Raw genomic sequence first — 25,875 nt, forward strand, 5'->3', positions numbered from 1 at the left:
GTGCCGTTTGGGACCCTGCTCGCCATGACACGGACAGAATTCGCGTACGTCTCCTTCTTCTGGGGCTGGTGGACCTTCTTCGAAGCGGTCTGGATCGCCGCGCGGTGGCAGTCCCGGTCGCGTGTGCTGGGCGCGGTGGTGTACCGGTTACCGGGCGTGCGGCGCGTCGGGCGGGGCGCGTGCGAGAGGCGTTTGACAGCGCTGCTGAAGGAGTTGGAGCGGCGCGGCGTACCGGCGGAGGCGCGGCCGGAGCAGGACGAACTCGTCGACCGGCGGGACCATATCGCCGCCGGCCGTTCCGTGTCCGTACTCCTCCAGGCGGTGCCCCTCCTGACCGCTTTGCTCCCCTTCGTGTGGTCGGCTTCGCCCGCCCGGACCACAATCACACCCCTGTGGATGTGTGCTGCCATTGCCGGATTCAGTGCCGTCTCCATGGCACTGATGGCCGCAGACATGCGGGCCGTCACGGTCTCCGACGCGGCGGGGACCGTGACGGAGGCGGCCGTCCACTTCCTGGAGCTACTGCTCGTACCGGACGGCCGTCGCGCCCAGGACTCGGCCCTCGATGTCCATGCGCGAGTCTTCGCCCGCCTCTGCCAATCCCTGCGCGCACAGGCCCGGCACGCCCCCCGCAGAACACCGCCCGTCGCCCGCGAACAGCTGAGGCAGACCACGGAACGGCTGATCGGCGCGCTCACCCACGCCGACCAGCGCTACCTCTTCAGTGAGGGAGCGGACCGCGACACCGCCGTACGTCACCTGTCCCTGCTGGTCGCCGGCGCCCTCCGGTACAGCTGCCGTCCGCGTGGGCAGCGGGACAGCCTGGTCGTCATCGACACCGCGCTCCTCGCGGACGCACCGGAACCGGACGCGGCGGCCACCGAGGCCGAGCCGCTACGGAGCCGCCTGCTGGCGGGGGCGGGCAAGGCGGCGGTGGCCGTGGGCCTGCTCGCCGGGGCCGTTCTCCTGCCCGGTGGGGGAGCGGTCTCGGAGCTGCTGGCGGCCGGGGGGCTGGCGAGCGTAGCCCTGGTCTGCCCGCCGCTCCGGGAGGCCCTGCACCGCGCTCGGGAACTTCTCGTCGGCGGCCCGTCCACCGGCGACAACGAGCCGGCGCTGCCGGGCGAGGAGCACAGCCGCCCTCCGGTGTCCGTCCCGCCCGGCCCCTGCCCGCACTGCGCCGACCACTCATCCGTCACCGCGGGATCACGGCCGGTAGGCTGAGAGACGATCAAAACCGAGCGATGACCGGGCGCGACACGAGGGCGAGGGCGACGAGACGACATGGCCGGGCTGGAGGACAGCAGCCAGGGGCGTACACGGGACCGGCGGTCGGTGTACGAGCGGTACCAGGTGGGCGCGGGGGACGAGGGTGCGCAAGAGCCCCTCACTTTCGCTCTCGAGGTGACCGCCGACGGCCATGCCACCGATGTGGAGCGCGAGGAAGAACCAGACCGAATCACCTCGCCCTTCGACCCGGACGACATCGACATCGAGACCCGCACGACCACCGTCGACCTTCTGCTGTCCCGACTGCGCAACGAAATGGTCGACCTCGCCCCGGACTTTCAGCGCCGGGCAGGCATCTGGACCGACGAGAAGCAGAGCCGGCTCATCGAGTCGCTTCTGCTGCGCATTCCGATCCCCTCCTTCTACGCGGCCGAGAAGAAGGACGGCAGTTGGGCCATCGTCGACGGCATCCAGCGACTGACGTCCATCGCCCGGTTCGTGGCGCCGCAGACCGTCGGCAAGCCACAACTCCTCCTGAAGGGGTTGGAGTACCTGGTCGGATTCGACGGGCAGAGCTTCGACAACCTCTCCGGCAAGCTGCAGATCCGGCTGCGGGAGACCGAGGTCGTCGTCCATGTGATCCGTCGCGGTACGCCGGAACCAGTGATGTTCAACGTCTTCGCCAGGCTGAACACCGGCGGTGAACCCCTCACCCGGCAGGAGATCCGGCACGCGTTGATCCCTGGTAGGGCACGCACCTTCCTTGTCGAACTCGCCGAATCGCAGGAGTTCCGCAGGGCAACCAGGCATAGCGTCGTCGGGGATCGAATGGCCGACCGGGAAATGGTGCTGCGGTTCCTCGCCTTCCGGCTGACCGCTCCGCAGGATTACAGCCGGGGGGACTTCGACGGCTTCCTCGCGGACGCCATGCACCGGATCAACCGCCTCGGCGCCGACGGGGAGCAACGACTGCGTGAGGAGTTCCTGCGAGCCATGACGGCGGCGGAGGCGATCTTCGCGGAACACGCCTTCCGCAAGTTCCGTCGCGGCCAGCGGCGCAAGTCCCCCATCAACAAAGCACTGTTCGAGAGCGTCGCGGTGAACCTGGCGGCGCTGACTCCGGCCGAGTGTGACGAGTTGACGGAATGGGACCTCACTCTGGGCATCGCCGAATGTCTGGAGGACGCGGACTTCGAGCGGTCCATCTCCGTGGGCACCGGCGATCCGAAGAGAGTGCACAAGCGCTTCGAGACGATCGAGGAGATGTTCCGGGAAGTGCTGAGTGACATCCGGAAGGAGCGCGAACAGTGATCACTCAACTCACCCTGGTCAATTTCAAGGCGTTCCGCCGGCTCAGCCTTGCGCTGGGGCCCCTGACTCTGCTGACCGGCCTCAACTCGTCAGGTAAGAGCAGTGTTCTGCAGGCACTTGGCATGATTCGACAGTCCTACGACGCCGGCGGGCTGCGGGGAATGGGAATCGCGTACAACGAGGCCTCCGAGGACGGTTTCCTGCTCAACGGTGAGCTGGTGGAGCTGGGTACGGCTCAAGATGTTCTGCATGAGGACTTCGGCGCCGCCGACGACCTGAGCCATATCGTCGGGAGGCCGGCGTCCCCGTACGTGGCCTTCGTCGTTGAACAGGAGGGCGCTCGGTACGGGTGGGGCGCCGCGTACGACACTTCGCAACCGGACCAGGACCTTATGCCGGTGTGGATGCCTCCGCCCGAGGGAACGGCTCCGTTCGCGTACCGCCCGTTCCAGTACCTCCAAGCCGACCGCATCACGCCCGCCGTCACCTATCCACGTTCCCATCAGATCGCCATCGCCCGCGGCTTTCTCGGCGTGCGGGGCGAGCATGCGGTGAATTACCTCCGCCATCATGCCGAGGACGTCGTCGACGCGGACCGGTTGTGGCACCCCCGCGCCACATCCCCTCAGCTCCTGGATCTGACGAACGCCTGGATGCAGGAACTCTGTCCCGGCGTCAATCTCCAGGCTTCCGCCATCGAAGGCACCGACTCGGTACGGCTTTCCTATGGTTTCGGCGGCACCGCCGGCATCAACGCCACCCGCCGACGCCGTCCCACCAACGTCGGCTTCGGCCTGACGTACGCGCTGCCGATCGTGATCGCCTGTCTCACAGCCACGCCCGACAGCCTGATCCTGCTGGAGAACCCGGAAGCCCATCTGCACCCGAAGGGCCAGACCAGAATGGCGGCCCTGCTCGCCGCGACAGCGGCGACCGGTGCTCAACTCATCGTCGAGACACACAGTGACCACGTCCTCAACGGCGTCCGCATCGCGGTCAAGCAGGGCAGGTTGCAGCCCGAAGGCGCAGTCGTCCACTACTTCCGAGGGAACGGAGCGGGCGCCGAAGTGGTCAGCCCCCGCATCGACAAGGACGGCATGCTCGCCCAGTGGCCCCAGGGGTTCTTCGACGAGTGGGAGAACTCGCTCGATCAGCTGCTGGACTGACGGGGCATCGACAGAAGGGGGAGGAAGAGCGTGCCGCTGCTGTTCCTGAACGAGCGGTCGTGGGCGACGGCCTGTGACCGCTCGCGCGCCAACGTGGCCATGGCCGACTTCGTTGACGCTGTTCGGGCCGTCGTCAAGGAGGACCCGGACGAGACGGCTCTGGTGAGCGAGGTCGCTCGGGAGTCGCTGGAGATCGCCGAGGGGTACACGATCGGCGACTGGTTCCTCGACGATCCGAAGAACCGCGATCGGTGGCGGCGCCTGCGGGCTCTGCAGAACAGGTCTCCGGTCAAGAGCGTCTATCCGGCGCCTGACGCCGACGGCCATCTCGAATACCGTCACAAGGGCGAGGAGGTCCTGGGACTGGGCGCCGCGCACTTTATGCAGGGCATAGCCGTCAGCCTCCCGGTAGCACCTGAGTGGACTCCGGCCTCGGTCACCCTCGAACGCCGCGAACTCGTCGAACTCGACGACGGCACCCTGGAGTTCGAGGACCTCTCGGTCGAGGTCCGGCACATTTCCGTGAGGACCCACGTCGGCGACCATCTCGACTGGATCCGGAAATCCCGCCTGGCGAGAGCGGACAGCGGCCGGCAGATCTGGGAGCGCCGCGCCGACCTCTACCCACACCTCCAGTTCCTGCCCCGAACCGAAGGCCACCTCGCCGACCTTGACCCTCGCTGGGTCGTGCCCGTACGGGGCTGCCTGGAACGGCTGGAGGCGGCGGTGGCCCTCTGGGACCCGGCGACGCGGCACGAACCGGAATGGCAGACCAAGGTCACCCCGGAGAGCCAGACGCGCCGAGAAGTCTGCCGCTTCACCGACCTCGACGGCGAGCGGCGCCTCTTCGAGCTGCACGCCCGCTTCACCCCGGGCATGGGCCGCATCCACTTCCGCCTGGTCCCGGAGGAGCGGGCGATCCGGCTCGCGCACATCGGCAGCAAGATCCGCCCGGACCTCTGACCCGTCAGAACAGCGTGCCCTGACCTTCCGGTATCCGCGGCTTCTTGACCTGGGGCGTCGGCCGGGGGGCTTCCTCGACTGGTGCGGACGCCGGCGGGGGCGCCTCCTGTACAGGAGGCTTGCGCTTGCGTCCCCGCTTTCCCCGAGGCGCCGGCACCCCACCCGCCAGCACCTCCTTCAGCCGGTCACGGGCCCGGGTCTCCAGCTGACGGATCCGCTCGCGCGAGACGCCGTACTCCTCGCCGATCTCCTCCAGCGTCTGACGCTCACCGCCCACCAGCCCACAGCGCCGCCGCATCACATCGGCCTCGCGCTCGCTGAGACAGGCGCGGGCCAGCAGTTCCTCCACCCGCAGCCGGGAGTACTTCGGAGCGAGTACTTCCTCCGGCGTGGGCGCCAGGTGCAGCGTCGCCACCAGCTCGCCCAGATGCGTCCCGTCACCGATCTCGCGGTCCAGGGAGTCCGTGGGCCGGCTGATCCGGCGTACCGCGTCGACCTCGGCCACGGTGAGGTTCGCCGCCACGGCCACCGCGCCCGCCGAGAGGGACTGTCCCTGAGATGCCAGCCGCGCCTCGACCGTCGCGACCTTGCGCACCTTCTCATGCAGGTGCACCGGGATACGGATCAGCCGGCTCTCGTTGCCCAGCGCCCGCTCCAGTGCCTGCCGGGCCCACCAGGTCGCGTACGTAGAGAACTTGAACCCCTTGCTCGGGTCGAACAGACAGGCCGCGTGCATCACCCCGGTCACGCCGTGCTGCACCAGGTCTTCGTAGTCAAGACCCTGGCCCTGTAGACGCTGGGCCAGCTTGTGCACCAACCGGAGGTTGTGGATGACCAGCGTCTCGTAGGCGCGGCGGCGGATGTCGGTGCCTGGGAGGGCCGTGAGCTCGGCCTCCTCCGGTCTGTGGTCGATGTGCTCCGGCCCGCCCTTGAGGAGGACACTCAGCCCGACCTCCTCCTCGGCGGTCAGGAGCGTCTTCCACGCGGTGTGCCGGAACCGGTCCTCGTTCATACGGGCCCGCGCGGCGGCCATCGCGGAGTCGAGGTCCGTGAGGACTTCCCCCTTGCCGCCGAGTTCGTCCGCCTGCGGCTCTTCGTCGAGTCGGGCTTCCTCCGGAACCGCTGCGGCCTCCGCCCGGCGCGGAGTCGGGATCGCGCCGATCACCACTCCCTCGCCTCGAAGGGCCGTCGTCAGCAACTGCCGTTCCGCGGCGTCCAGTCCGCACAGCGACACCAGCCCGGCGAACGCGGGTGCCGGGACCATGCCCGCGGCGACGTACTTGCGCGCGAGCCCCAGGACTCGGACGACGCGCACGCTCTCCCGGGTAGGGGCGGCGGACCGCTCGACGACCAGTCCCTGCTGCGCCAGCGCCACTTCCAGCCTTTTCAGGCCATCTGAATCCAGCCCCAGGGGAGCCGTCACCGCTGTGAACTCGTCCTCCGTTACGCGGCCGCCGCGTGCGCGACCGTGCAGGTCGGCCAGCAACGCCGTCATCGTGCCGCGCAGATCACGCACCCTGTTCCCCCGGGTGCCCGGTGCGTCCGCCGTCATGAGGAGACTGTGGCACAGGCCACTGACAATCGACCCTGTGATGCGGGAACGCTGCGTCCACCTCCTGTGGCTGGATGTGAGCGCTTTCCCGAACGGAGGGGCGCTGGTCGGCATATGCCGGATACGATCTTGCGGACCGGTACGTTCGGTCACCAGGGGGCAGCATGGGGGACACGGGGGCCATGGGGCCAAGAGAAGAACTCGTCGCGTTCGTACGCACTCAGCTCGTCGGGCCCGCCCAGGACGAGCACGAGACGGTGACCTCCCCGCCCGACAGGCTGTACCTGATGGGCACCCTGTATCCCCAAGACGCAGACCTGCACCGGCAGTTGACGCTCTCCGCCGAGGTGCTGGACGCGCCTGGCGCGGAGGAACAGCGGGAGGACACCGCCCAGCGGGACGACCCCGTGCCGGAAGCGAACTCCTGGCTTCCCTCTTCTCTTGGACTGTCCCTGTTCACCACCGCCGCCGAACTCCGCGTCACGGTCGAGGGCTCCCGCTACCTCACCGAGCGGGATGAGCACGGGCGACGCCGCTGGCAGCGCATCCCGCTGCCCGCCGAGCCGCGCTCCTTCAAGGCGGGGGAGCCCGGCGCCCTCGTCTTCGACGGACGTGGTGAGATTCGGGTGACCTGGCGGACGTTCGGGCACGGGCGACTGGTCACGGTGGCGCTCGTCAACACGGCCCGCGCGCCTCGCCAGTCCCTCAGCGCCGCCGAGCGCGAACGGCAGTGGGACAGCATGCTGTTCCAGGTGGGGCTCGGCGTCGAGACAGTCGACGGGGAGGTCCTTCCTTACCCCGGTATCCGGCTCGCCAGCCGCGACGAGGAGGAGCAGGAACTCCGCCTCCAGTATCGGCACGTCAAGACCTACGCCGTCGGCCATGGCTGCGCCGTGCGGGAGGAGCGCACTGGCGACGGGCGCGTGACTCGTGTCCACGCCGAGGTGATGCCGCAGACCGAGGTCCCCACGGTGCGGGCGGCGGGGCCGAGGACGCCTGTCCTGCTGCTGGAGCGGCTCGCCGACGAGACCCTTCCCGTCGGTCAACTGCGGCGAGAACTGGACGAGTTCGTAGGCGGCTACCGCGCCTGGTGCGACGAGCAGTGGGCCACGGACGTACCCTCCTCGGCCCGGCCCGCCGCCCGCCGCATCCTGGAGCGGATCAGCACCGCCGTACTGCGCATGGAGAGCGGCGTACAGGCCCTGTGCGCCGACGAGAACGAGGATCTGCGGCGGGCCTTCCGTACCGCGAACGCCGCCATGGCCCTCCAGATGCGGCACAGCGAAACCGACCAGGCCGGACAACGGCACGCTCGCAGTGCCGCTGTACAGCTGGACCCGACGGCTGACCCGGCAGCCTCCTGGCGCCCCTTCCAGCTCGCCTTCTTCCTCATGGCGGTGGAGGGCGCGGCCGACCCGTCCCATCCCGACCGGGAGACGGTCGACCTGATCTGGTTCCCGACCGGTGGTGGCAAGACGGAGGCGTATCTGCTGCTCGCCGCCTTCGTGATGGTGTTGCGCAGGCTCCGGCCGCGCGGCACCTCGGGCGGCGGGACCGCCGTACTGAGCCGGTACACGCTGTCGCTGCTGACCACACAGCAGTTCCAGCGTGCCGCGACCACCGTGTGCGCCCTGGAACGCCTCAGGCAGGCCGATCCGGTGGCGCTCGGGCGTGAGACCTTCTCCATCGGGCTGTGGGTCGGCGAGGCGACGACCCCGAACTCGTACCAGTCGGCCGTGGAAGCTTTCGACGAGGTGCGAGCCGCCGCCACCCCGGACGACCGTTTCATTCTCGACCGCTGCCCCTGGTGCGGCACCCGCATCGTGCCCGAACGCAAGTCCCCGGACCGCTCCGACTACGGCATCGACGCGCGCGCCTCGTCCTTCCGCTTCTTCTGCCCCCGCGACGACTGCGCCTTCCACGACGAACTCCCGGTAGCCGTCGTCGACGCCCACCTCTACGACAAGCCCCCGACGTTCGTCCTCGGCACGGTCGATAAGTTCGCCCGGCTCGCCTGGGAGCGGGACGCCGGACGGCTCTTCGGCCGCGGCGGTGCCCTGCCGCCCGACCTCGTCATCCAGGACGAGCTGCACCTGCTCACCGGCCCCCTCGGCACCACGGTCGGCCTGTACGAGGCGGCCATCCTGCAACTGTGCTCGCCCGCCCAGCAGGGACCGAAGATCGTCGCCTCCACGGCGACCATCCGCCGCTCCGGCGAACAGGTCCGCAGACTGTACGGGCGGCCCGTACAGCTCTTCCCGCCCGCCGGCCTGGACGCGCGCTCCTCCTACTTCGCCGAGCCCGACTCCGGACGGCCCGGCCGCCTGTACGTCGGGGTCATGGCGCAGGGCCACACGGCCGGTCGCGCCACCGTCGCCACCGCCGCCACCCTCCTCCAGGGGCCGTTGCAGCTGCCTGAGGAGCACCGCGACGACTACTGGACCCTCGTCGCCTACCACCACAGCCTCCGCGAGCTGGGCCGCACCGTCACCGCCGCGGCCGACGACATCCCCGCCCAGCTCGGCGGCATCGGCCCGGTCGCGGAGCGGCGGGTGCTCACCGAGGGACAGGTGCAGGAGCTCACCAGCAGCCTGGACCGCAGCGAGCAGCCTCTCGTGCTGGACCGGTTGGAGAAGTCCTGGGACGATCCCGCGGCGATTTCCCTGCTGCCCTGCACCAACATGCTGTCCGTGGGCGTGGACGTGAAGCGCCTCGCCCTGATGCTGATGCTCGGCCAGCCCAAGGCCACCGCTGAGTACATCCAGGCCACCAGCCGGGTGGGACGGCACCGCGTGCCCGGACTCGTGGTGACCTTCCTCAACGCCACCAAGCCGCGCGACCGTTCGCACTACGAGACCTTCGGGACGTACCACGCCGCCCTGTACCGGCACGTCGAGCCGACCACCGTCACACCCTGGTCCGTGCCCTCCCGCAGGCGTGCCCTGCACGCGGCCCTCGTGGTGCTCGTCCGGCACGGCCTCGGGCTCAGCGCCGAGGACGCGGCCGGCGACGTCCTCGATCGGGTCGCCGATGTGAGCACCCAGGCGGAACGGCTCGTGGAGTGGGTCTGGCGCAGTGACCCGGAGGCGGCGCCGGGGGTCCGGGACGACCTCTTCAGGCTGTTCCAGGACTGGCAGGAGGCGGCGCGGGAGGCGCGGAGCGACGGCAAGCGCCTGCACTACCGCACCCAGGGCAAGGGCCAGCACAACCTGCTGCGCGACTTCGACCGCGGCGGGGGCCTGTGGGAGACCCCGCACTCCATGCGCAACGTCGACCGGGAATGCCAGGTCGTGGTGAAGGGAGCCGACGCATGAGCCGCCGCCGGGTACGCCAGGCGCAGACCGTGGTGCCCTTCGGTACCGGAGCCGTACTCGACGTGCAGGGCGAGTCCTTCGTCGCCGCGGGCATCGGCGACTGGCCCCGAGCCCATCAGCCCGTGTCCTCGCCCCGGCTCGCCGCGCGTCTCGGCGTCTCCGGCTTCCGGGCGGCGCCGCCCGCCCCGCACGACGCCTGGGACATCCCGGACGCCGCCGGCCCGCCGTACATCCGCTTCCCCGCCTGGCTGTTCTGTCCGGCGTGCCGACGGATGACGCACTGGAGGGTGGCCGACGAGCGGCCGGGGCAGCCGCCGCGCTGCCGCAGCTGTTCGCCACAGCGACAGCTCACCCCGATGCGGTTCGTCCAGATCTGCCCGTCCGGTCATCTCGGCGACGTCGACTGGTGGTACTGGGCGCACTCCGAACTCACGCCGGAACAGCGGGAGTCCTGCCCTGACCGGGACCACTTGCGGTTCCGTTTCGAGGAACGGGCGACCGGCCTGGAGGCCCTGTCGGTAGCGTGCACGGCCGACGGTTGCCGTGCCGCGTCCCGGGACCTGCTCGACGTCCTCGGCGCCAAGCGGATGCGGTGCACCGGCCGTAACCCGTGGCAGCGCCGGAGCGAAGCGGCCAAGGACTGCCCCGGGCCCGTACAGATCGTCCAGCGGACCGCGGGAAACCTGTACTACCCCGTCGTCCACTCGGCCCTCGACATCCCTGAGAGCGCAGAGACCGCCACCGACGGGGAGATCGCCGAACAGGTACGCCTTCACGAGATGTGGCTCGCCCTGTGCAAGGCGCCCGACGGCCCGCGCGCCCCGCTCATCCGGTCGATGATCACCGAGGACACGGGAGCCGACGACGCCCTTCTCGACGACCTGCTCGCGGAGGAGACCGGCGCCCCGGCCGCCGAGCCCGGCCAGCACCCCCACCAGGTCGTGTACCCGGACCTGAGCAGCGACGAATGGGCCGCCTTCATCGCTCCCGCGCCGGAGCCCACCCGGGACTTCGTCATCCGGGAGGCCGGGCTCGGGCTGGAGGACGAGACCGAGGCGCCATGGGTGGATCTGCGGAGCAAGGTCGCGCGCGTGGTCGTGGCCGACCGGCTCCGTGAGGTGCGCGCCATCCAGGGCTTCAGCCGGGTCACCCCGACCGCCAGATTCGTCCCGGTGGACACCGGCCGACGGGCCCGCTGGCTGCCCGCTGTGGAAGTCTTCGGTGAGGGAGTCTTCCTCGCCCTCGACGAGCGGCGACTGGCCGAGTGGGAGCGAGACCGCGACGTACGCGACCGGGTGCGCGGACTGCGGGACGACCTCGACCGGGCCTTCCAGAAGGACCGCCTCGAAGCCCTCACCGGGCCCGAACTGCTGCCCCGGTTCGTGCTGTTGCACACGCTCGCCCACCTCCTGGTCCGGCAGCTGTCCTTCGAGTCCGGGTACTCCACCGCCTCCCTGCGCGAGCGCGTGTACGCCCGGTCCGGCGGCGGCACACAGGCGGGTGTTCTCGTCTACACCGCCGCGGGGGATGCCGAGGGGACCCTCGGAGGCCTGGTCCGCCAGGGCGAGCCGCCCCGGCTCGCCGAAACCCTGCTGCGGCTGACCGAGGCCGCCGCCTGGTGCTCGGCCGACCCGCTGTGCGCGGAACACACCGGGCAGGGCTACGCGAACCTCAACCGCGCGGCCTGCCACGCCTGTTGTCTGCTGCCCGAGACCAGCTGCGAGACCGGCAACGCGCTGCTCGACCGGGTGCTGCTCGTCGGCGGGGCGGGCGTCCCCGGCTACTTCGAGGACGTCATCACGGCGGCCCGGGAGCTCGCGGTCCGCGAGATCGAGGACGACGACCGGTGACGCTGACGTACCTCGACCTCAGCGAGGAACAGCAGGATTTGCTGCGCGACCTGCCGTTCGAGGGGCACCATGTCGTCACCGGGCCGCCGGGCTCCGGCAAGAGCGTGCTCGCCGCCCAGCGTGCCGGCCTGCTCGCCCTCACCGGGGTACGGGTTCATCTGCTCACCCGGTCCAATCTGCTGCGCCAGACACTGGCGGCTCACGGCGACGTCGAGATCTCCACCGTGCACGCGTGGATCCAGGCCTGGCACCGGGCCCGTACCGGCGAAGGGGCCCCGCAGGCTGCCGAGGACTGGTTCGACTGGTCCGAACTGTTCGCCCTCGCCGCCGTGGAGGAGCCGGCCGAGCCGTACGCCGTCGTCGTGGACGAAGGCCAGGACCTGCCCCGGTCCTTCTACCGGTTGTGCCATCTGCTCGGGGCTCCCGTCACCGTCTTCGCCGACGAGTGCCAGCGCATCACCGACACCCAGTCCACGCTCGACGAGATCAGCACGGCGTTGCGGGACTGCGCCCGCCACGAGCTCACGACGGGACACCGCACGACCCGGCCCGTCACGGCCCTCGCCGCCCGCTTCCACACCGGAGCCAACCCGCCACCTCTGCCGTCCCGCACCGGACCGGTTCCCAGGTTGTCGCGGTACGCCGACCAGCGCGCCCTGGCATCCCAGCTCGTCGCGCACGCCGAACGGCATCCGCAACGCACCATCGGCGTGGTCCTGCGCACGACACGGCAGCAACTCGCCCTGCACGAACACCTTGAGCGGGCCGCGCCCCAGCTCCGCTCGCAGGTGTACGTCGGCGCCGCCGCCGAGGGGCGTCACCGCACGCTCGACCTGAAGCGGCCCGGCATCCGGGTCATCAGCCGGGCCAGCGCCAAGGGCCTGGAGTTCGACAGCGTCTTCGTGCCCGACATCCACACCGACAGCGGCGACCCGGGAGCGGCCGCGCTGCGGATGACGTACTACGTACTGCTCACCCGCGCGCGGGAAGAGGTCCACCTCGGGTACGAGGGCGACCGGGAACCCCCAGCGGTCGCGGGCATCCCGGCCGACCTGCTGGTTCGCGCCGTATGAGATGTCGTAGCCGTGTAGGAGACTTCGTACCAGCCGTCGCTTAAGGACAAGGAGCCACCGGGTGCGCCCCACTCTCGCCGCCGAACAGGTCGGGGACAGCCTCACGCAGTACCTGACCACCACGTTCGCCCTCGCGGACGAAGGTGAGCGGCGTGCCCTGGAGGACTTCCTGCGGGACCCGCAGGACGGCATCTTCCGTGGCCCGTACCTGCGGATCCGCACGCCCTTCAAACCGGCCGGAAACGCCTGGAAGTCGGCTCTGGAATGGGCACCCGAAGGCTTCGAGCCCTACCGGCACCAGGCACGGGCCTGGCAGCGGTTGTCCACGCTGCGCGGGCCGGCCCGCCCGACCCTGATCACCACCGGCACCGGATCGGGCAAGACCGAGTCCTTCCTGGTGCCCGTGCTCGACCACTGCCGCCGCGCGCGCTCGGCCGGGCAGGACGGGGTCAAGGCGATCCTGCTGTACCCGATGAACGCGCTCGCCACCGACCAGGCACAGCGCCTCAACGAGCAGCTCAAGGACCCTCGCCTGGCCCAGGTGTCAGCCGCCCTCTACATCGGCGACGAGCCCGCCACCGGCTACGCGCGCGTACAGACGGACCGGGCACGCATCCGCAGCGCCCGGCCCGACATCATCATCACCAACTACAAGATGCTGGACCTGCTGCTCCAGCGCGCCGAGGACATCCCGCTCTGGCAGGACGAAGCCCTCGCCTACGTCGTGGTCGACGAATTCCACACCTACGACGGTGCCCAGGGCACGGACGTCGCCATGCTGATGCGACGGCTCGGCGCCGCCACCGGCAAGGCACGGCCCGGCCGCCCGCTCGGCGACGTATGTCCCGTCGCCACCTCGGCGACCCTCGGCGAAAGCGCTCCCGCCGTGACGGGGACCCTGAACCTCCCGGCGGCGGAGGGCGGCGGCACCATCCTCGACGTGGCGGCCCAGGTCTTCGGCACACCGTTCGGCCCGGACTCGGTGATCGGCGAGGACCGGATGACCGTCCAGCAGTTCGCCGGGAAGTCGGACTTCACGCTGCCCTTCCCGGCCCCGCAGGACGTGATCACCCTCGGCGACCCCCTGCGCGACCCGGACGCCATGGACCGTCTCGTGGACGCCTTCACCCGGCGGCCCGACGAGCACCGCGACCGCCCGCCGACCCCCGTCGAGCTCGGCGAGATCCTGCGCACCCATCGGCTCACCGCGGCCGTCCTAGAGATCCTCGACGGGCGGCCCAAGACCCGCGCCGAGATCATGGACGCGCTGCCGCGCTACGCCTACCACTGGGGCATGGCCGTCCAGCAGCAGCCCGAGGAGGCCGCGCAGGCCCTGTCCCGGTTCATCGCCCTCCTGTCCGTCGCGCAGGGCCCCGACAGCACGGAGCAGCGGCCGCGGCCGCTGCTGACGGTGGAGGTCCACCAGTGGGTGCGGTCGGTCTCACGCGTGCTGCGCGGCATCGGACCCAGGCCTGAGTTCCGCTGGGACGAGGACCGGCCCCGGGAGGAACAGGCGACGACCCTCGACGCCGGCGACGGCCCGGTGGCCGACGGGCCCGAGGCAGCGGTGGCCCTCGACTCCGCCGTACCACCGGCGAACGTCTTCCTTCCCGCCGTCCACTGTCGGCAGTGCGGGCGGTCGGGCTGGGCCGCTCTCTCCCGCGAACACGACCGGGCCGAACTGGAGATGAGCCCGGCGAAGATCCGGCAGGCGTCCCTCAGCAGGGACAAACGGCTGGTGCGCACCCTGATCGCAGCCACGGTCGCCGAGGCTCACCGGTCCGCCTTCGACCCCGCCGAGGACACGGGGCGGCGCGGCTCCGTCTTCGTTCTCGACGGAGAACAGGGCCGCATCCGGCCCATCGACCCCGCCAAGGACTTCGAACGGCCCGACGCCTACGGCGTGCGCGCGGCCAAGGGCCTCAGGGATGCCGCGTTCGTCCGCGTCGACCTGATGAACGACCAGGCCGCCGCCGACGACCGCTGCCCCAACTGCGCCACCGGCAACGCCATCCGCTTCCTCGGCCGCGGACTCGCCCCCCTGGCCGCCGCGTCCATCACCCAGCTGTTCACCGGCGGCGAACTGGCGCCCGGCCCGGAGCGGCGCACGCTGCTGTTCAACGACTCCGTGCAGGACGCCGCGCACCGCGCGGGCTTCGTCGCCAACCGCGCCTACGACTTCTCCCTGCGTGCCCTGCTGGCGGACCAGCTGGACGAGGACACCGCACGGCCACTCAACGACATCGTGGCGGACTGCCTGGCCGAGGTCGTCGACCGTGACGTCCTCGCCGCCGTCGCGCCCCCGGCCCTGCACGACATCCACGGTGTGGACCTCCTGCTGTCAGGCCGCAGCAAGGGCAGCCGCGCCACCTGGGAGCTGGTCGGCGAGCGGCTGTCCTTCGCCGCCGTACTCGAATTCGGCCTGCGCTCCCGCCAAGGCCGCACCCTGGAACTGACCCGCACCGCCGCGGCCGAGGTCGACCTCACCGACCCCGGGCAGGCCACCGAGATCGTCCGGGACCTGCTCCAACGGACTCCGGCCCTGGTCGCCCTGGCGGACGGCACCGTGCCGGACGAGGAACGCTTCCGCGGCTACGTCCGCGGCATCCTGGAGCGGCTCCGCATCCGGGGCGCCGTACGCCACCGCTGGCTCGACCCCTGGCTCGACGAGGCCGGAGTGCGACGCTGGCTGGTATGGGGCGGACGGCCGTCCGGCATGCCCGCCTTCCCACCCGGCATCTCGGCACCCGCCTTCCTCCTCGACCGGGCCAAGGACAGAACACAGTTCGACACCCTCGGCTCGGCACAGAACTGGTACCAGGACTGGACCACACGCTGCCTGGGCCTGCCCCGCGACGCGGCCGCCGAGTTCGTCCGTGCCCTGCTGCCGCGCCTGGCCGAGGCCGGCATCCTCTGCGTCCACACCGCCAAGGACGGTGCGACCCGGGTCTACGGCCTCCAGCCCGGTCACATCCGGGTCCGCAAACTCGCCGACGACATCGTGAGCGACGCCTACGCGTGCTGCCCCGTCTGCTCGTGGCAGCAGACGGTCCACCCCGACCACCTGGACGCCTGGCACCGCCAGCCCTGCCCGCGCTACCAGTGCCCCGGAGAACTGCTCGCAGGCGCCGCCGACCCCGGCAACGAATCGGTGGCCCGCCTGCGCGACTACACCAAGGACTACTACCGGCGCCTGTACCGGGAGACTGGTGCCTACACCGTGGTGACCGCCGAGCACACCGGCGCCCTCACCCGGAAGGAACGGGAGACCGTCGAGGCAGAGTTCCGGCGTGGCACCCACTACACCGACCCCAATGTGCTGTCCTGCACGCCCACCCTCGAACTCGGCATCGACATCGGCGCTCTGTCAGCCGTGGTGCTCGCCTCCCTGCCCAAAGGCCCCGCGAACTACGTGCAGCGGGTCGGCCGGGCCGGACGCTCCAGCGGCAACGCCTACCTCCTCACCCTCGTCGACCGCGGCCCGCGCGACCTCTACTACCTGCAGGAGCCGCGGCAGATGATCGCGGGCGAGATCCACCCGCCGGGTTGCTACCTTTCGGCCGCCGAGATCCTGCGCCGCCAGTACGTGGCCCGCCTCGTCGACCTCGCGGCCCGTGGCCTGCTGCACGGTCCCGACGAGGACGGCGCGCCCGAGGTGCTCCCGCTGCCCCGACTCGCCTCCGCCCTCTTCGGAGACACCGGCTGGCTGCACGACTTCACGGATGCCGCGCTGGCCCGTGGCGCGCATCTCGTGGAGGAGTTCCTGGCGCTCTTCGTCGACGAGGACGACGTGCCCGCCGTGGACGAGGAGACGGCTCACGCCCTGCGCTCCTTCGCCACCGAAGGGCTCCGCCCGGCCGTCGAACGAGCCGCCGCCACCTGGGAAGAGCGCCTGACCGACCTGCGCGGCCGCCTCACCGCCATCGACGAGGCCCGCGCCCAGCTCATCGCCGGAGACCCCGAACACGTCCGGCAGGACCGCGAACTGCGCGCCGAACGGGCCGCCGTCGCCCGCCGGTTCGCCGAGATCGGCCGGGAGAGCGCCCACGGCACCCTGGTCGACCTCGGCCTTCTGCCCAACTACAGCCTGGTGGACGGTGGCACGGAACTGGAGGCGACCCTCACCTGGACCGAGGAGGGCGAGGACGGGACCACCACCTACGACAGCAAGGTCGTCAGCCACGAGCGGGCGGCCCGGCTGGCACTCACTGACTACGCCCCCGGGAACCTCTTCTACTTCAAGGGGTACAAGCACCGAATCTCCGGCCTGGACATAGGCAGTGCCGAACGCCCCAAGTGGCTGGTGTGGCGGGTGTGCCCCAGCTGCGGCTACGTCCGCACACACCGGGCCGAGGACGACACCACCGCCTGCCCGCGCTGTCACGGCAGCGCCATCGGCGACCGCGGCTGTCTGCACCGGGTACTCCAGCCCACCCGCGTCACCTCCCGGGAGCGGCGCGACGACGCCCGGGTCAGGGACGAGTCCGACGACCGCGAGAGGCTCACGTACACAGTCGTCACCGCCGTGGACATCCCCACCGAGGACATCGAGTCCGCGTGGCGGCACCAACAAGCCACCTTCGGCTGGGACTTCAGCCGACGAGCCGCGGTCCGTGCCTTCAACCTCGGGCAGAGCCGCTTCGACGTCCCCGCCACCGACTCCTTCGCGGGCGAGGACGTCCGCCTCAACCCCTTCTACGTGTGCACCCAGTGCGGCGGCGCCACGGCGAAGGGACGCCCCGCGCCCGACCAGTCCCCGGACGCCCTGAGCCCGTCCCTCGCCCGCCGTCCGGACCGGTCCCACCACCGGCCCTGGTGCCCTCGCTTCCGAGGCCGGGGCCGCCCGGACGGCGACGTCTCTCTGCTGCTCGCTCACGAACTGCACACGGAGGCCCTGCGCATCCTGCTGCCCGCCGCCACGACCCACGTCGAGGAACGGTTGTCCTCCTTCAAGGCGCTGCTGCGGGCGGGCATCGCGGAGACCTACGGCGGTAACCCCGACCACCTGGAGGCCGTCGTGGCCTCCATGCCCGACCAGTCGGGCGGCGGCGAGATCCGGCGTCGCTTCCTCGTGGTGTACGACACCCTCCCCGGCGGAACCGGTTATCTGCACCGCCTCGCCGACCCGGCCACCTTCCGGGACGTTCTCGTGGCGGCACGCCACCGCATCGATACCTGCCCCTGCAAGGAAGAAGGCAAGGCGGCCTGCCACCGCTGCCTGCTGCGCCACGTCTCGGGCAGTGAGTACGCACACGTCAGCCGGGGCGCGGCGCTCGGCATGCTGCGCGAGTTCCTCGGCGACGCGGTCGAGGGCTGGCAGATCGCCCCGGTTGCCGCCACCCATGAGATCCCCCTGGGGCGCCAGGTGGAGAGCGAGCTCGAAGCCTGGTTCCTGGAAGGACTCGTAGCCTGGGCCCGCCGCAAGGACACCCAGGCGAGCGTCCGGCACGCCCAGGACCCCTCCGGCACCATCGCCACGGATCTCAGGCTCACGGCACCGGACGGGCGCACCGTCGTCCACTGGCAGATCAAGCCCCAGGAGGATCTCGGCTGGACCCGCCCGGACTTCGTGGTCCGCAGACTGGACGCTGAACCTCTGCGGGTAGCGATCTATCTCGACGGCTTCCAGTACCACGCCTCGGCCGACCACAACCGCATCGCCGACGACGCGGCCCGCCGGGCCCGCCTCCGTGCCGAGGGCTGGGTGGTGTTCCAGCTGACTTGGACCGACCTGGCCCGCTGGGACGGTGAAGGCGCCGCCTCCGACCGGCCGGCCTGGGAGCCGTACCAGAACAACGCCATGCGGATAGCGGGGCAGGTTCTCCAGGGGCAGTACGGCGGCGATCCCCGTGAGCTGCGCGACACGGTCTGGCAGAACCCCGTGGTCACGCTGCTGAAGTTCCTCGCCGATCCCGGTCCGCGGCGGTGGCGACTGCGTACTCAGGCAGCTCTGTCCGGTCTGATCGCGCTGCCTGAAGCGGTTCGGACGGCCACGACCGTCCAGAACGCGGCTACCCGGATCAACCAGCACCTCCGCGGGGAGGACACGCCCGGTACTCAAGGGCCTGTCCAAGTGGTGAGCGTGACCGACGCGAGCGGCTGCCCGCTCGTTCTGGCGGTCGACATGACGCCGGGTCCCGTGGCCGCGGCCTGGACCGCGCTCGTCGTCCTGGACGACAGCCGCGAGGCCGTCACCAAGGACCCGACGGCCCACCAGCACCGCTGGCAGGCCTGGCTGTACTGGGGGAACCTCATCCAGTTCCTCTCCGAAGGCGAGGGCGACGCCCGGCAAGTCGCCGCGAGTGAGCTGCCGCTCTTCGACGCCGCGCAGCTCCAGGTCGCCGCGGGAGTGGGGGGACCGGGAGGCGGGCAGCCCGGGGTGGCCAGGGACGCTGCCTGGGAGGACGTACTGCCCCTCCTCGACGAAGAGGAACCGGGGCTGCGCGACCTCGCCCACCGTCTCGCCGACATGGGCGTGCCAGCGGCCGAGGCAGGCCACGAGTTGAACGACTCCGGATGGCAGGCCGAACTGGCATGGCCCGCCGCCAAGGCAGCCGTCGTCCTGGCCGCGACGGAGGACGACGGCCCCGACTACGAGGCGGCCGACCGCGACGCGGCATTCGCCACGGCGGGCTGGGACGCCCGGACCGCCCTCCAATGGGACCCCACCGACCTCGCACGACGTATCGCCGGAACGGACCGTACGGGAGCAGACGAACGATGACCACGCCCACCCCCGCCGCCCCGACCAAGGTCACGCTGCGCCTGCTGGAGAAGACCGACCGGGAGATCGTCAAGCTCGACCGCGCGATCGTCGGCGCCGTCTACAAGTTCCAGCACGACTTCCGGGCCAACCCCCGCCAGCAGAGCCTGCGGCTGAAGAAGCTCGAAGGCCATGACCGCCTGCACTCCGCGCGCGTCAACGCCGACTACCGGGCCCTCCTGCTGCAGCTGAGCGAGTCGGAGTGGCTGCTGGTCGCCGTCAAGCACCGGGGGCACGTGTACGAGAACCTCGACCGTCTCTCGTACGGGATCAACCAGATCACCGGCAGCATCGACTACGTCGACCTGGAGATCGTCGAGTCCGGCGTGCTACGCAAGGGACGCCCGCCGGTGCCCCGCTCGGCCCCTGAGACGCCCCAGCCGGTGCAGGAGCGTCCGCTGTTCGCCGACGTCACCCCGGAGCAGCTCGTGGAGCTCGGCGTGGCGGAGCCCCTCATCCCGGTCGTCGCCCGGCTGACCTCCGACGAGGAGCTGCTCGGACTCGTCGAGTACGCCCCGCGGCACACCGGCGAGGTGCTGTTGCGGCTGCGTGACACCCCGTACCAGCAGGTCCTTGACGAGGTCACCAAGCCGGTCGAGGTCAAGGACATCGACCCGGAGGACTACCAGGCGGCGGCGGAGCGCACCGACACCACGGTCATCACGACGGACAAGGACCTCGAAAGCATCATCGAGGAAGGTGACTTCGGACGCTGGAAGGTCTTCCTCCACCCCACCCAGAAACGGCTCGTGACCCGCCGGTACTCAGGTCCGGCCCGGGTCGGCGGCGGTCCCGGCACCGGCAAGACGATCGTCGCTCTGCACCGGGTGAAGCACCTCGTGGACCAGCTGGGACCCGGCAACAACAAGCAGATCCTGCTGACCACCTTCAACAAGAACCTGGCCGCGGACCTGCGCGCGCGGCTGCTGGCCCTCGGTGGCCCCGAGACCGTGGCCCGGGTGGAGATCGCTCATGTCGACCAGTTGGCGACCCGGGTAGTCAGGGAGGCGGACCCCGGCAGCGTCAAGAGCCGTATCGACGACACACGTGCCCTGAACGAGTGGCGGCAGATACTGCTCGAAACCGGTGAGACCAAGTGGGACGCCGAATTCCTGATGGACGAGTGGACCCAGGTCATCCTCGGCCAGGCGGTCAATTCCCGGGCCGGGTACTTCAAGGCACGCCGAGCCGGACGGGGCAGGAGCATCACCCGCGCGGACCGGGCCGACATCTGGCAGTTGACCGAAAGGTTCACCCAGAGGCTCGACGAGAAAAACCTGGAGACCCACCGCCAAGTCGCCGAACGGGCCGCTCGTCTGGAGATGGAACGCACGGCACGGATCGAGGCGGCGGCACGGGACAAAGCGGAGCGCGGTGGTCTCGGCAACGTGCACGCCGAGTCGGCGACGGGCGCCTGGCAACGGTATCGGTACCGGCACATCGTCGTGGACGAGGCCCAGGACCTGGCCGCTGCCCATTGGAAGATGCTGCGGGCCATGGTTGCTGCCGGGCCGGACGACATCTTCCTGGTCGGTGACACCCACCAGCGCATCTATGACAATCGCGTCACCCTGGGCAGCCTAGGCGTACACATTCGTGGCCGCTCCGCCAAGCTCACCCTGAGCTACCGCACCACCCGCGAAATCCTCAAGGCCGCCCTTCGTGTGCTGGGCGACGAGAGCTACGACGATCTGGACGGCGACGAGGAGACCCTGGCCGGCTACCGCTCGGTGCTGTACGGGAGCGAGCCGGTGGTCCGGCGCACCCACTCCGCGGGGGAGGAACTGGACGCGATCACCGAGCAGATCAAGGCCTGGCACGACATCCGTCGTGAGGACATCGCGGTGTGCGTCCCGACGAACGACATGGTCGCCCAAGTGGTGGCCAGGCTGGCGAAGAGCGGCATCGTGTCCACCGAGATCACGGCTGACGGGCCCCGGGTCGACGAGGGTGTTCACATCGGCACGATGTACCGGTTCAAGGGGCTTGAGTACCAGCGGATGGTCATCGCGGGGGTGCAACGGGGCCTTGTCCCGAGGGCTTCCGTGGAGGCATTGCGCCGCACCGACCCGGCCCGGTACCAGGCGGAGTGCAAGCGGGCCCGATCACTGCTCTTCGTCGCCGCGACACGGGCCAGGGACGCGCTCACCATCGTCTGGCACGGCGAACCCAGCCCGCTGATGGGAGGCGTGGCAGTTACTGCCGGTACCCACTGAGGAGAGTGATCTCGTGTGGCTACTGCGCAACGGACGCAGTGCGAGGCCCCCTGCCCCGCGACGTGATCGCGCATGATCGTGGGCCGATGTCGACATGAGGCGCTTGTTACTGAGTCCGTCGTTTCGGTGCCGGTGGTCCGGGCGAAACGTGCCGTGCAAGGGTCTCGCGACGAAAGCACGTTACGCACGACGATGCCCTCCGGCGAGACTCATCCCCATGGCACCCGAAAATCGCCCTAGTTGGGTCCCGCCGCCGGGCATTCCTCCTTGTGGCGAGCGCCATTGGCCCTGCGTTGCACCGTGTCCGCGTGGTAGAAAATAATGCTGTTCCCACGCTCTGACCGCTTCCGGCCATCTGCCCTCGGGCGTTAGGAGCCCTCGGCTGTGTCACCCACTTTGTATCGAGACACTGGTTACACGCTCCGGCACCTGATCGAGAACATCGAAGGCGGCCGTATCGGACTCCCCGACATTCAACGCCCGTTCGTCTGGTCCGCGGCGAAGACCCGCGATCTCTTCGACTCGATGTATCGGGGCTACCCGATCGGCACCCTGATGTTCTGGGAGACCGGTGCTGAGGTGGGGACGCGGCAGATCGGCACGGAAGCCGGTGATCGGGCTCCTCAACTGTTGGTCGTTGACGGGCAGCAGCGGCTCACCGCTCTGTTCGCTGTCCTCACCGGACGCAAGATCGTCACCAAGTCTTTCGACGAGATCAACGTTCGCATCGCGTTCCACCCGGAGGCCCAAACGTTCGAGGTCACGGACGCGGCGATCGAGCGTGACGCCCACTTCATTCCGGACATCACGGCGCTCTGGGCCCAAGGTGGTTACAAGCCCTCCGTCCGGAAGTTCTTCCACCGGCTCGAACAGGCCAGCGGCCAGCCCTTGTCGGACGCTGCCAAGGATGAGCTGGAAGAACGCGTAGACAGGGTCCGGGACCTGCACGAGTTCCCCTTCCAGGTTGTGGAGCTGGGTGCTTCGGCCAACGAGGAGCAGGTCGCCGACATCTTTGTGCGCATCAACTCCGAAGGCGTGAAGCTCAACCAGTCCGACTTCATCCTCACCCTGATGTCAGTGCATTGGGAGAAGGGCCGCCGCCAGCTCGAAGACTTCAGCCGCAGTGCGGTGGTCGCAGGACTCCCTGGTCCGAGCCCTCGAAACGCCTTTCTGGACCCCAGCCCCGACCAACTGCTGCGCGTAGCCGTCGCTGTCGCCTTCCGGCGCGCCCGGCTGCAGCACGTCTATAGCGTCCTACGAGGAAAAGACCTTGAAACCGGCAAGGTCACCGCCGCTCGACGGCAGGAGCAGTTCGACCGGCTTGCCCAGGCACACACGAAAGTCCTGGACCTGACCAGCTGGCACGAGTTCTTCCGGTGCGTCACGGCGGCCGGCTTCCGCAGTCGCAAGATGATCACCTCCGACAACGCCCTGCTGTACAGCTACACGATCTGGCTGATCGGACGCCACGATTTCGGGCTGACGGTCGAGGAACTCCGTCCCGTGATCGGACGGTGGTTCTTCATGGCGCACACCACCGGTCGGTACTCCAACTCGCCGGAGTCACAGATGGAGTTCGACCTGGGACGGATCGGTAGTCTGCCGCCAGGTGACGGCCGAGCCTTCACCGCGGAACTCGACCGGATCATCGCAGCGAACTTCACCGGCGACTACTGGGACATCTCCCTGCCTAACCGGCTGGACACATCCTCGTCGCGTTCACCGGTGCTGTTCGCCTACCAGGCGGCGCTCAACATCCTCGACGCCGAAATGCTCTTCGGCGACCAACGAATCCGTGACCTGCTGGACCCCTCAGTCCAACCCGCCAAGGCTGTCGACCGGGACAACCTGTTCCACCGCAAGGCGCTCGCCGAATTGGGTATCACTGACCGGCGCCAAGTCAATGCCATCGCCAACATGGCCTATGTGACCTGGCCGGCAGACGGGCTGTCCAGCGCCGACACGCCACTTGACTACTGGCCGCGTATCACGGACGCGATGGACCCGGAGGTGCTTGAGCGGCAGGTACGGTGGCACGCGCTCCCGGTCGGCTGGGAACAGCTCGACTATTTCACCTTCCTGGAACGGCGGCGCCAGCTGATCGCCAAGGTCGTGAGGGAAGCGTTCGAAACCCTCACGGGAGAACGCCCTGCGTACGTCCCGACCACCCCGGCCGACATGATCGCCGCGGGCGAGTCCCAGGGCACCGAGTTCAAGGCCAGCGCCCGCTGGAACGTGCACACCCGGCAGGCCGACAAGTCTCTACGGCACAACATCGTCAAGGCCGTCTGCGGGTTCCTGAACGGCGAGGGCGGAAACCTGTTCATCGGTGTCGCTGACGACGGAACCGTCCTCGGCATTGAGGACGACCTCACCACTCTGGAGTCGCAGGCCAGCGTCGACGGGTATGAGCTCTTCATACGCCAACTCCTCGACAGCAGTCTGTCGACCCCGACAGCGACCACCGTCCGCGTACGCTTCCCCGAGATTTCTGGCAATGTCGTCTGTCAGATCAGCGTTGCCGCGGCAGGTAAGCCGGTGTTCGCCAAGCCTTCCAAGGGTGGCAACGGCACCACCGACTTCTGGGTCCGGGTCGGCAACGCCACCAAGCAACTCCACGGCGATGACCTCCTGCGCTACCAGGAGGAACACTGGGGATGAGCATCCGTGGAGGTCGTTTTCTCCCGTTATTTCATCCCGGGATGCGAATTTAATCCGGTGATGTCGGGTCGCGCCAGGAGAATGCTGTTCTCTCCGGTGAGGCGTCGGGCCATGAGGTCGGTCATGGCGAGGTGGACCATGGCTTCGGAACGGTGTGGGTGGGTTTCGTAGTCGCGTGCCAAACGTCGGTGGAGCATCAGCCAGCCGTAGGTCCGCTCTACCGCCCACCGTTTCGGAATGGGGGTGGATCCCCTGGTCCCAGGGGCGCGTTGGACGATTTCGAGGTCGATGCCGAGAGCGAAACGGAGTGCTCGGCGAAGTGCTTGCGGTAGCCGCCGCCGACCAGGCCTTGCGCAGGTGATCGGCGGCGGCCTGCTCCAGGAGGGTGCGGCCGGCCGTGGAGTTCTGGATGCCTGCGACGGTGACCAGCACGGCGAGGAGCAGGCCGAGGGTGTCGGTGATGATGCTGCGCTTGCGGCCCGCGATCTTCTTGCCCGCATCGATTGCCTGCGTCCTGGCGGGGACCGAGGTGGAGGTCTTGACGCTCTGCGCGTCGATCACGCAGGTCGAGGGGTGGCGGTGCTTGCCCTCCTGCTGGCGCACCAGCTCCCGTAACAGGCCGTTGAGCTGGGCGAAGTTGCTGGCGGTCTGCCATTTGGCGAAGTAGCCGTAGACCGTCTGGCGGGGCGGGAAGTCATGTGGGAGGTAGGTCCACTGGCAGCCGGTGCGGTCCACGTACAGAATCGCGTTCATGATCTCGCGCAGGTCGTGCGGGGCGGCCTGCCGAAGTCCAGGGTCCGTCCACAGCGCTCGAAGCGCCAGGCGGACAGCACAGGCTCGATCAACTCCAAGCGGGCATCGGACAGATCACTCGGATACGCACGACGGTCGGTCACGACCTGGGCATACCGCCGATAGGGGGCGTGTGCCCAGGCGTGCACCCTGCCCTGCCGAATCACGGAACAGACCCGGGCGTCCTGGAATGAGACAGGCGTAGGGCGCCCCTCGTCCCAGTCACCCACACCATCCGCCTCACCATCCACGACCCACACTGCAGACCCGGCAGCACCAAACCATCAGTAGGTGCAAAGCTAGAGATAACACCGCATCCAAATGAAACAGCCTGCCCTTCACGAGGATTCACATCCGGTGCTGATGCCTCTACCCTGCCCTCCCCGCCCCCAGATCAGCGCACCCGCTCCCACGCATGCAGCACCGCCTGCGCATAGGCCACACGGACGTCCAGCCCCCGGGGCTCGTAGTGGTACACCTTGTTGATTCCCCGGTAGTCCAGGGCCGTGCCCGCTCCACTCATACACCATCGCGTACGGGTCGGGCCGTCGAGGCTGGTGTCGCTCGTGTCGCCCTCGAAGAGTGAGTAGACCAGCATGCAGAGGAAGAAGAGCAGCCAGACCGGAGAGCTCAGGACGTACAGCATCCAGGTGACCCCCCTCCCGACCTTCCCCGTGAACGCCCGCGGCGCGCCGCTGAGTTGTACGGTCCACCGGATGCGGCGAGGCCAGGGGAGGAACCGGCCCGCGCGGCGCGTGATGCGGGCCAGTGGGGTGCCGTCGGCGGCGTACACGTCGTGGACGTCCGGGCCGGCCGGCTGGATCGAGCACATCAGCCCACCCCCGCCTCCGCCGTGGATCCAGAAGGGAATCGGAGACCGGCGACTCCACCGCTCCGTCGACCGCCGCTCGAAGACCTCCGCCGCGGGGGCGGCCTCACGCTGAGCACCCGTCAATTGGATCGTCGAGCTCATCTCGATGTCGGGCT

12 protein-coding genes and 1 pseudogene are annotated in these 25,875 nt (G+C 69.5%); 10 read left to right on the plus strand and 3 right to left on the minus strand.

The genetic code is table 11. The features are described 5' to 3' along the window. The first annotated feature begins 24 nt into the window (after positions 1-24). The 4 genes from ABZT02_RS08910 to ABZT02_RS08925 are packed head-to-tail and all read left to right on the plus strand — an operon-like array spanning position 25 to position 4,667. On the plus strand, positions 25-1,221 hold the full coding sequence (locus ABZT02_RS08910; protein WP_356015712.1) for a hypothetical protein: 1,197 nt from the start codon (positions 25-27) through the stop codon (positions 1,219-1,221). Positions 1,222-1,281: 60 nt separating this feature from the next. Beyond that, positions 1,282-2,538, plus strand: a complete 1,257-nt coding sequence (locus tag ABZT02_RS08915; RefSeq protein ID WP_356015714.1) for a DUF262 domain-containing protein — start codon at positions 1,282-1,284, stop codon at positions 2,536-2,538. Then, on the plus strand, positions 2,535-3,704 hold the full coding sequence (locus ABZT02_RS08920; protein ID WP_356015717.1) for a DUF3696 domain-containing protein: 1,170 nt from the start codon (positions 2,535-2,537) through the stop codon (positions 3,702-3,704). Before ABZT02_RS08915 ends, ABZT02_RS08920 begins: the two co-directional genes overlap by 4 nt. 30 nt (positions 3,705-3,734) lie before the next feature. After that, on the plus strand, positions 3,735-4,667 hold the full coding sequence (locus ABZT02_RS08925; protein ID WP_356015719.1) for a hypothetical protein: 933 nt from the start codon (positions 3,735-3,737) through the stop codon (positions 4,665-4,667). 4 nt (positions 4,668-4,671) lie between these two features. Here ABZT02_RS08925 and ABZT02_RS08930 read toward each other — a convergent pair whose 3' ends face one another. Continuing rightward, on the minus strand, positions 4,672-6,219 hold the full coding sequence (locus tag ABZT02_RS08930) for a sigma-70 family RNA polymerase sigma factor (protein WP_356015720.1): 1,548 nt from the start codon (positions 6,217-6,219) through the stop codon (positions 4,672-4,674). A gap of 182 nt (positions 6,220-6,401) precedes the next feature. Here ABZT02_RS08930 and ABZT02_RS08935 point away from each other — a divergent pair, with 182 nt between their 5' ends. From ABZT02_RS08935 to ABZT02_RS08960, 6 genes are all read left to right on the plus strand, one after another. Further along, complete coding sequence (locus ABZT02_RS08935) at positions 6,402-9,533, plus strand: helicase-related protein (protein ID WP_356016321.1); 3,132 nt, start codon at positions 6,402-6,404, stop codon at positions 9,531-9,533. Then, complete coding sequence (locus tag ABZT02_RS08940) at positions 9,530-11,383, plus strand: DUF1998 domain-containing protein (RefSeq protein ID WP_356015722.1); 1,854 nt, start codon at positions 9,530-9,532, stop codon at positions 11,381-11,383. The genes ABZT02_RS08935 and ABZT02_RS08940 overlap by 4 nt, the downstream gene beginning before the upstream one ends. Next, entirely contained in the window at positions 11,380-12,456 is a 1,077-nt protein-coding gene (locus tag ABZT02_RS08945; protein WP_356015723.1) for an AAA family ATPase, read from the plus strand. Before ABZT02_RS08940 ends, ABZT02_RS08945 begins: the two co-directional genes overlap by 4 nt. Before the next feature lie 61 nt (positions 12,457-12,517). After that, complete coding sequence (locus tag ABZT02_RS08950) at positions 12,518-19,180, plus strand: DEAD/DEAH box helicase (protein ID WP_356015726.1); 6,663 nt, start codon at positions 12,518-12,520, stop codon at positions 19,178-19,180. Continuing rightward, positions 19,177-21,435 (plus strand): UvrD-helicase domain-containing protein, encoded by a 2,259-nt coding sequence (locus ABZT02_RS08955; RefSeq protein WP_356015728.1) that lies wholly within the window; start codon positions 19,177-19,179, stop codon positions 21,433-21,435. Before ABZT02_RS08950 ends, ABZT02_RS08955 begins: the two co-directional genes overlap by 4 nt. A 384-nt stretch (positions 21,436-21,819) precedes the next feature. Continuing rightward, positions 21,820-24,096 (plus strand): DUF262 domain-containing protein, encoded by a 2,277-nt coding sequence (locus ABZT02_RS08960; RefSeq protein ID WP_356015729.1) that lies wholly within the window; start codon positions 21,820-21,822, stop codon positions 24,094-24,096. A gap of 49 nt (positions 24,097-24,145) precedes the next feature. Here ABZT02_RS08960 and ABZT02_RS08965 read toward each other — a convergent pair. Both ABZT02_RS08965 and ABZT02_RS08970 read right to left on the minus strand, forming a co-directional pair. Further along, positions 24,146-24,992 (minus strand): annotated as a pseudogene (locus ABZT02_RS08965) (IS5 family transposase). A gap of 290 nt (positions 24,993-25,282) precedes the next feature. After that, complete coding sequence (locus ABZT02_RS08970) at positions 25,283-25,720, minus strand: hypothetical protein (protein WP_356015731.1); 438 nt, start codon at positions 25,718-25,720, stop codon at positions 25,283-25,285. Positions 25,721-25,875 lie beyond the last annotated feature (155 nt).

It is taken from the genome of Streptomyces sp. NPDC005402 (assembly GCF_040606575.1).
Classification (GTDB): domain Bacteria; phylum Actinomycetota; class Actinomycetes; order Streptomycetales; family Streptomycetaceae; genus Streptomyces.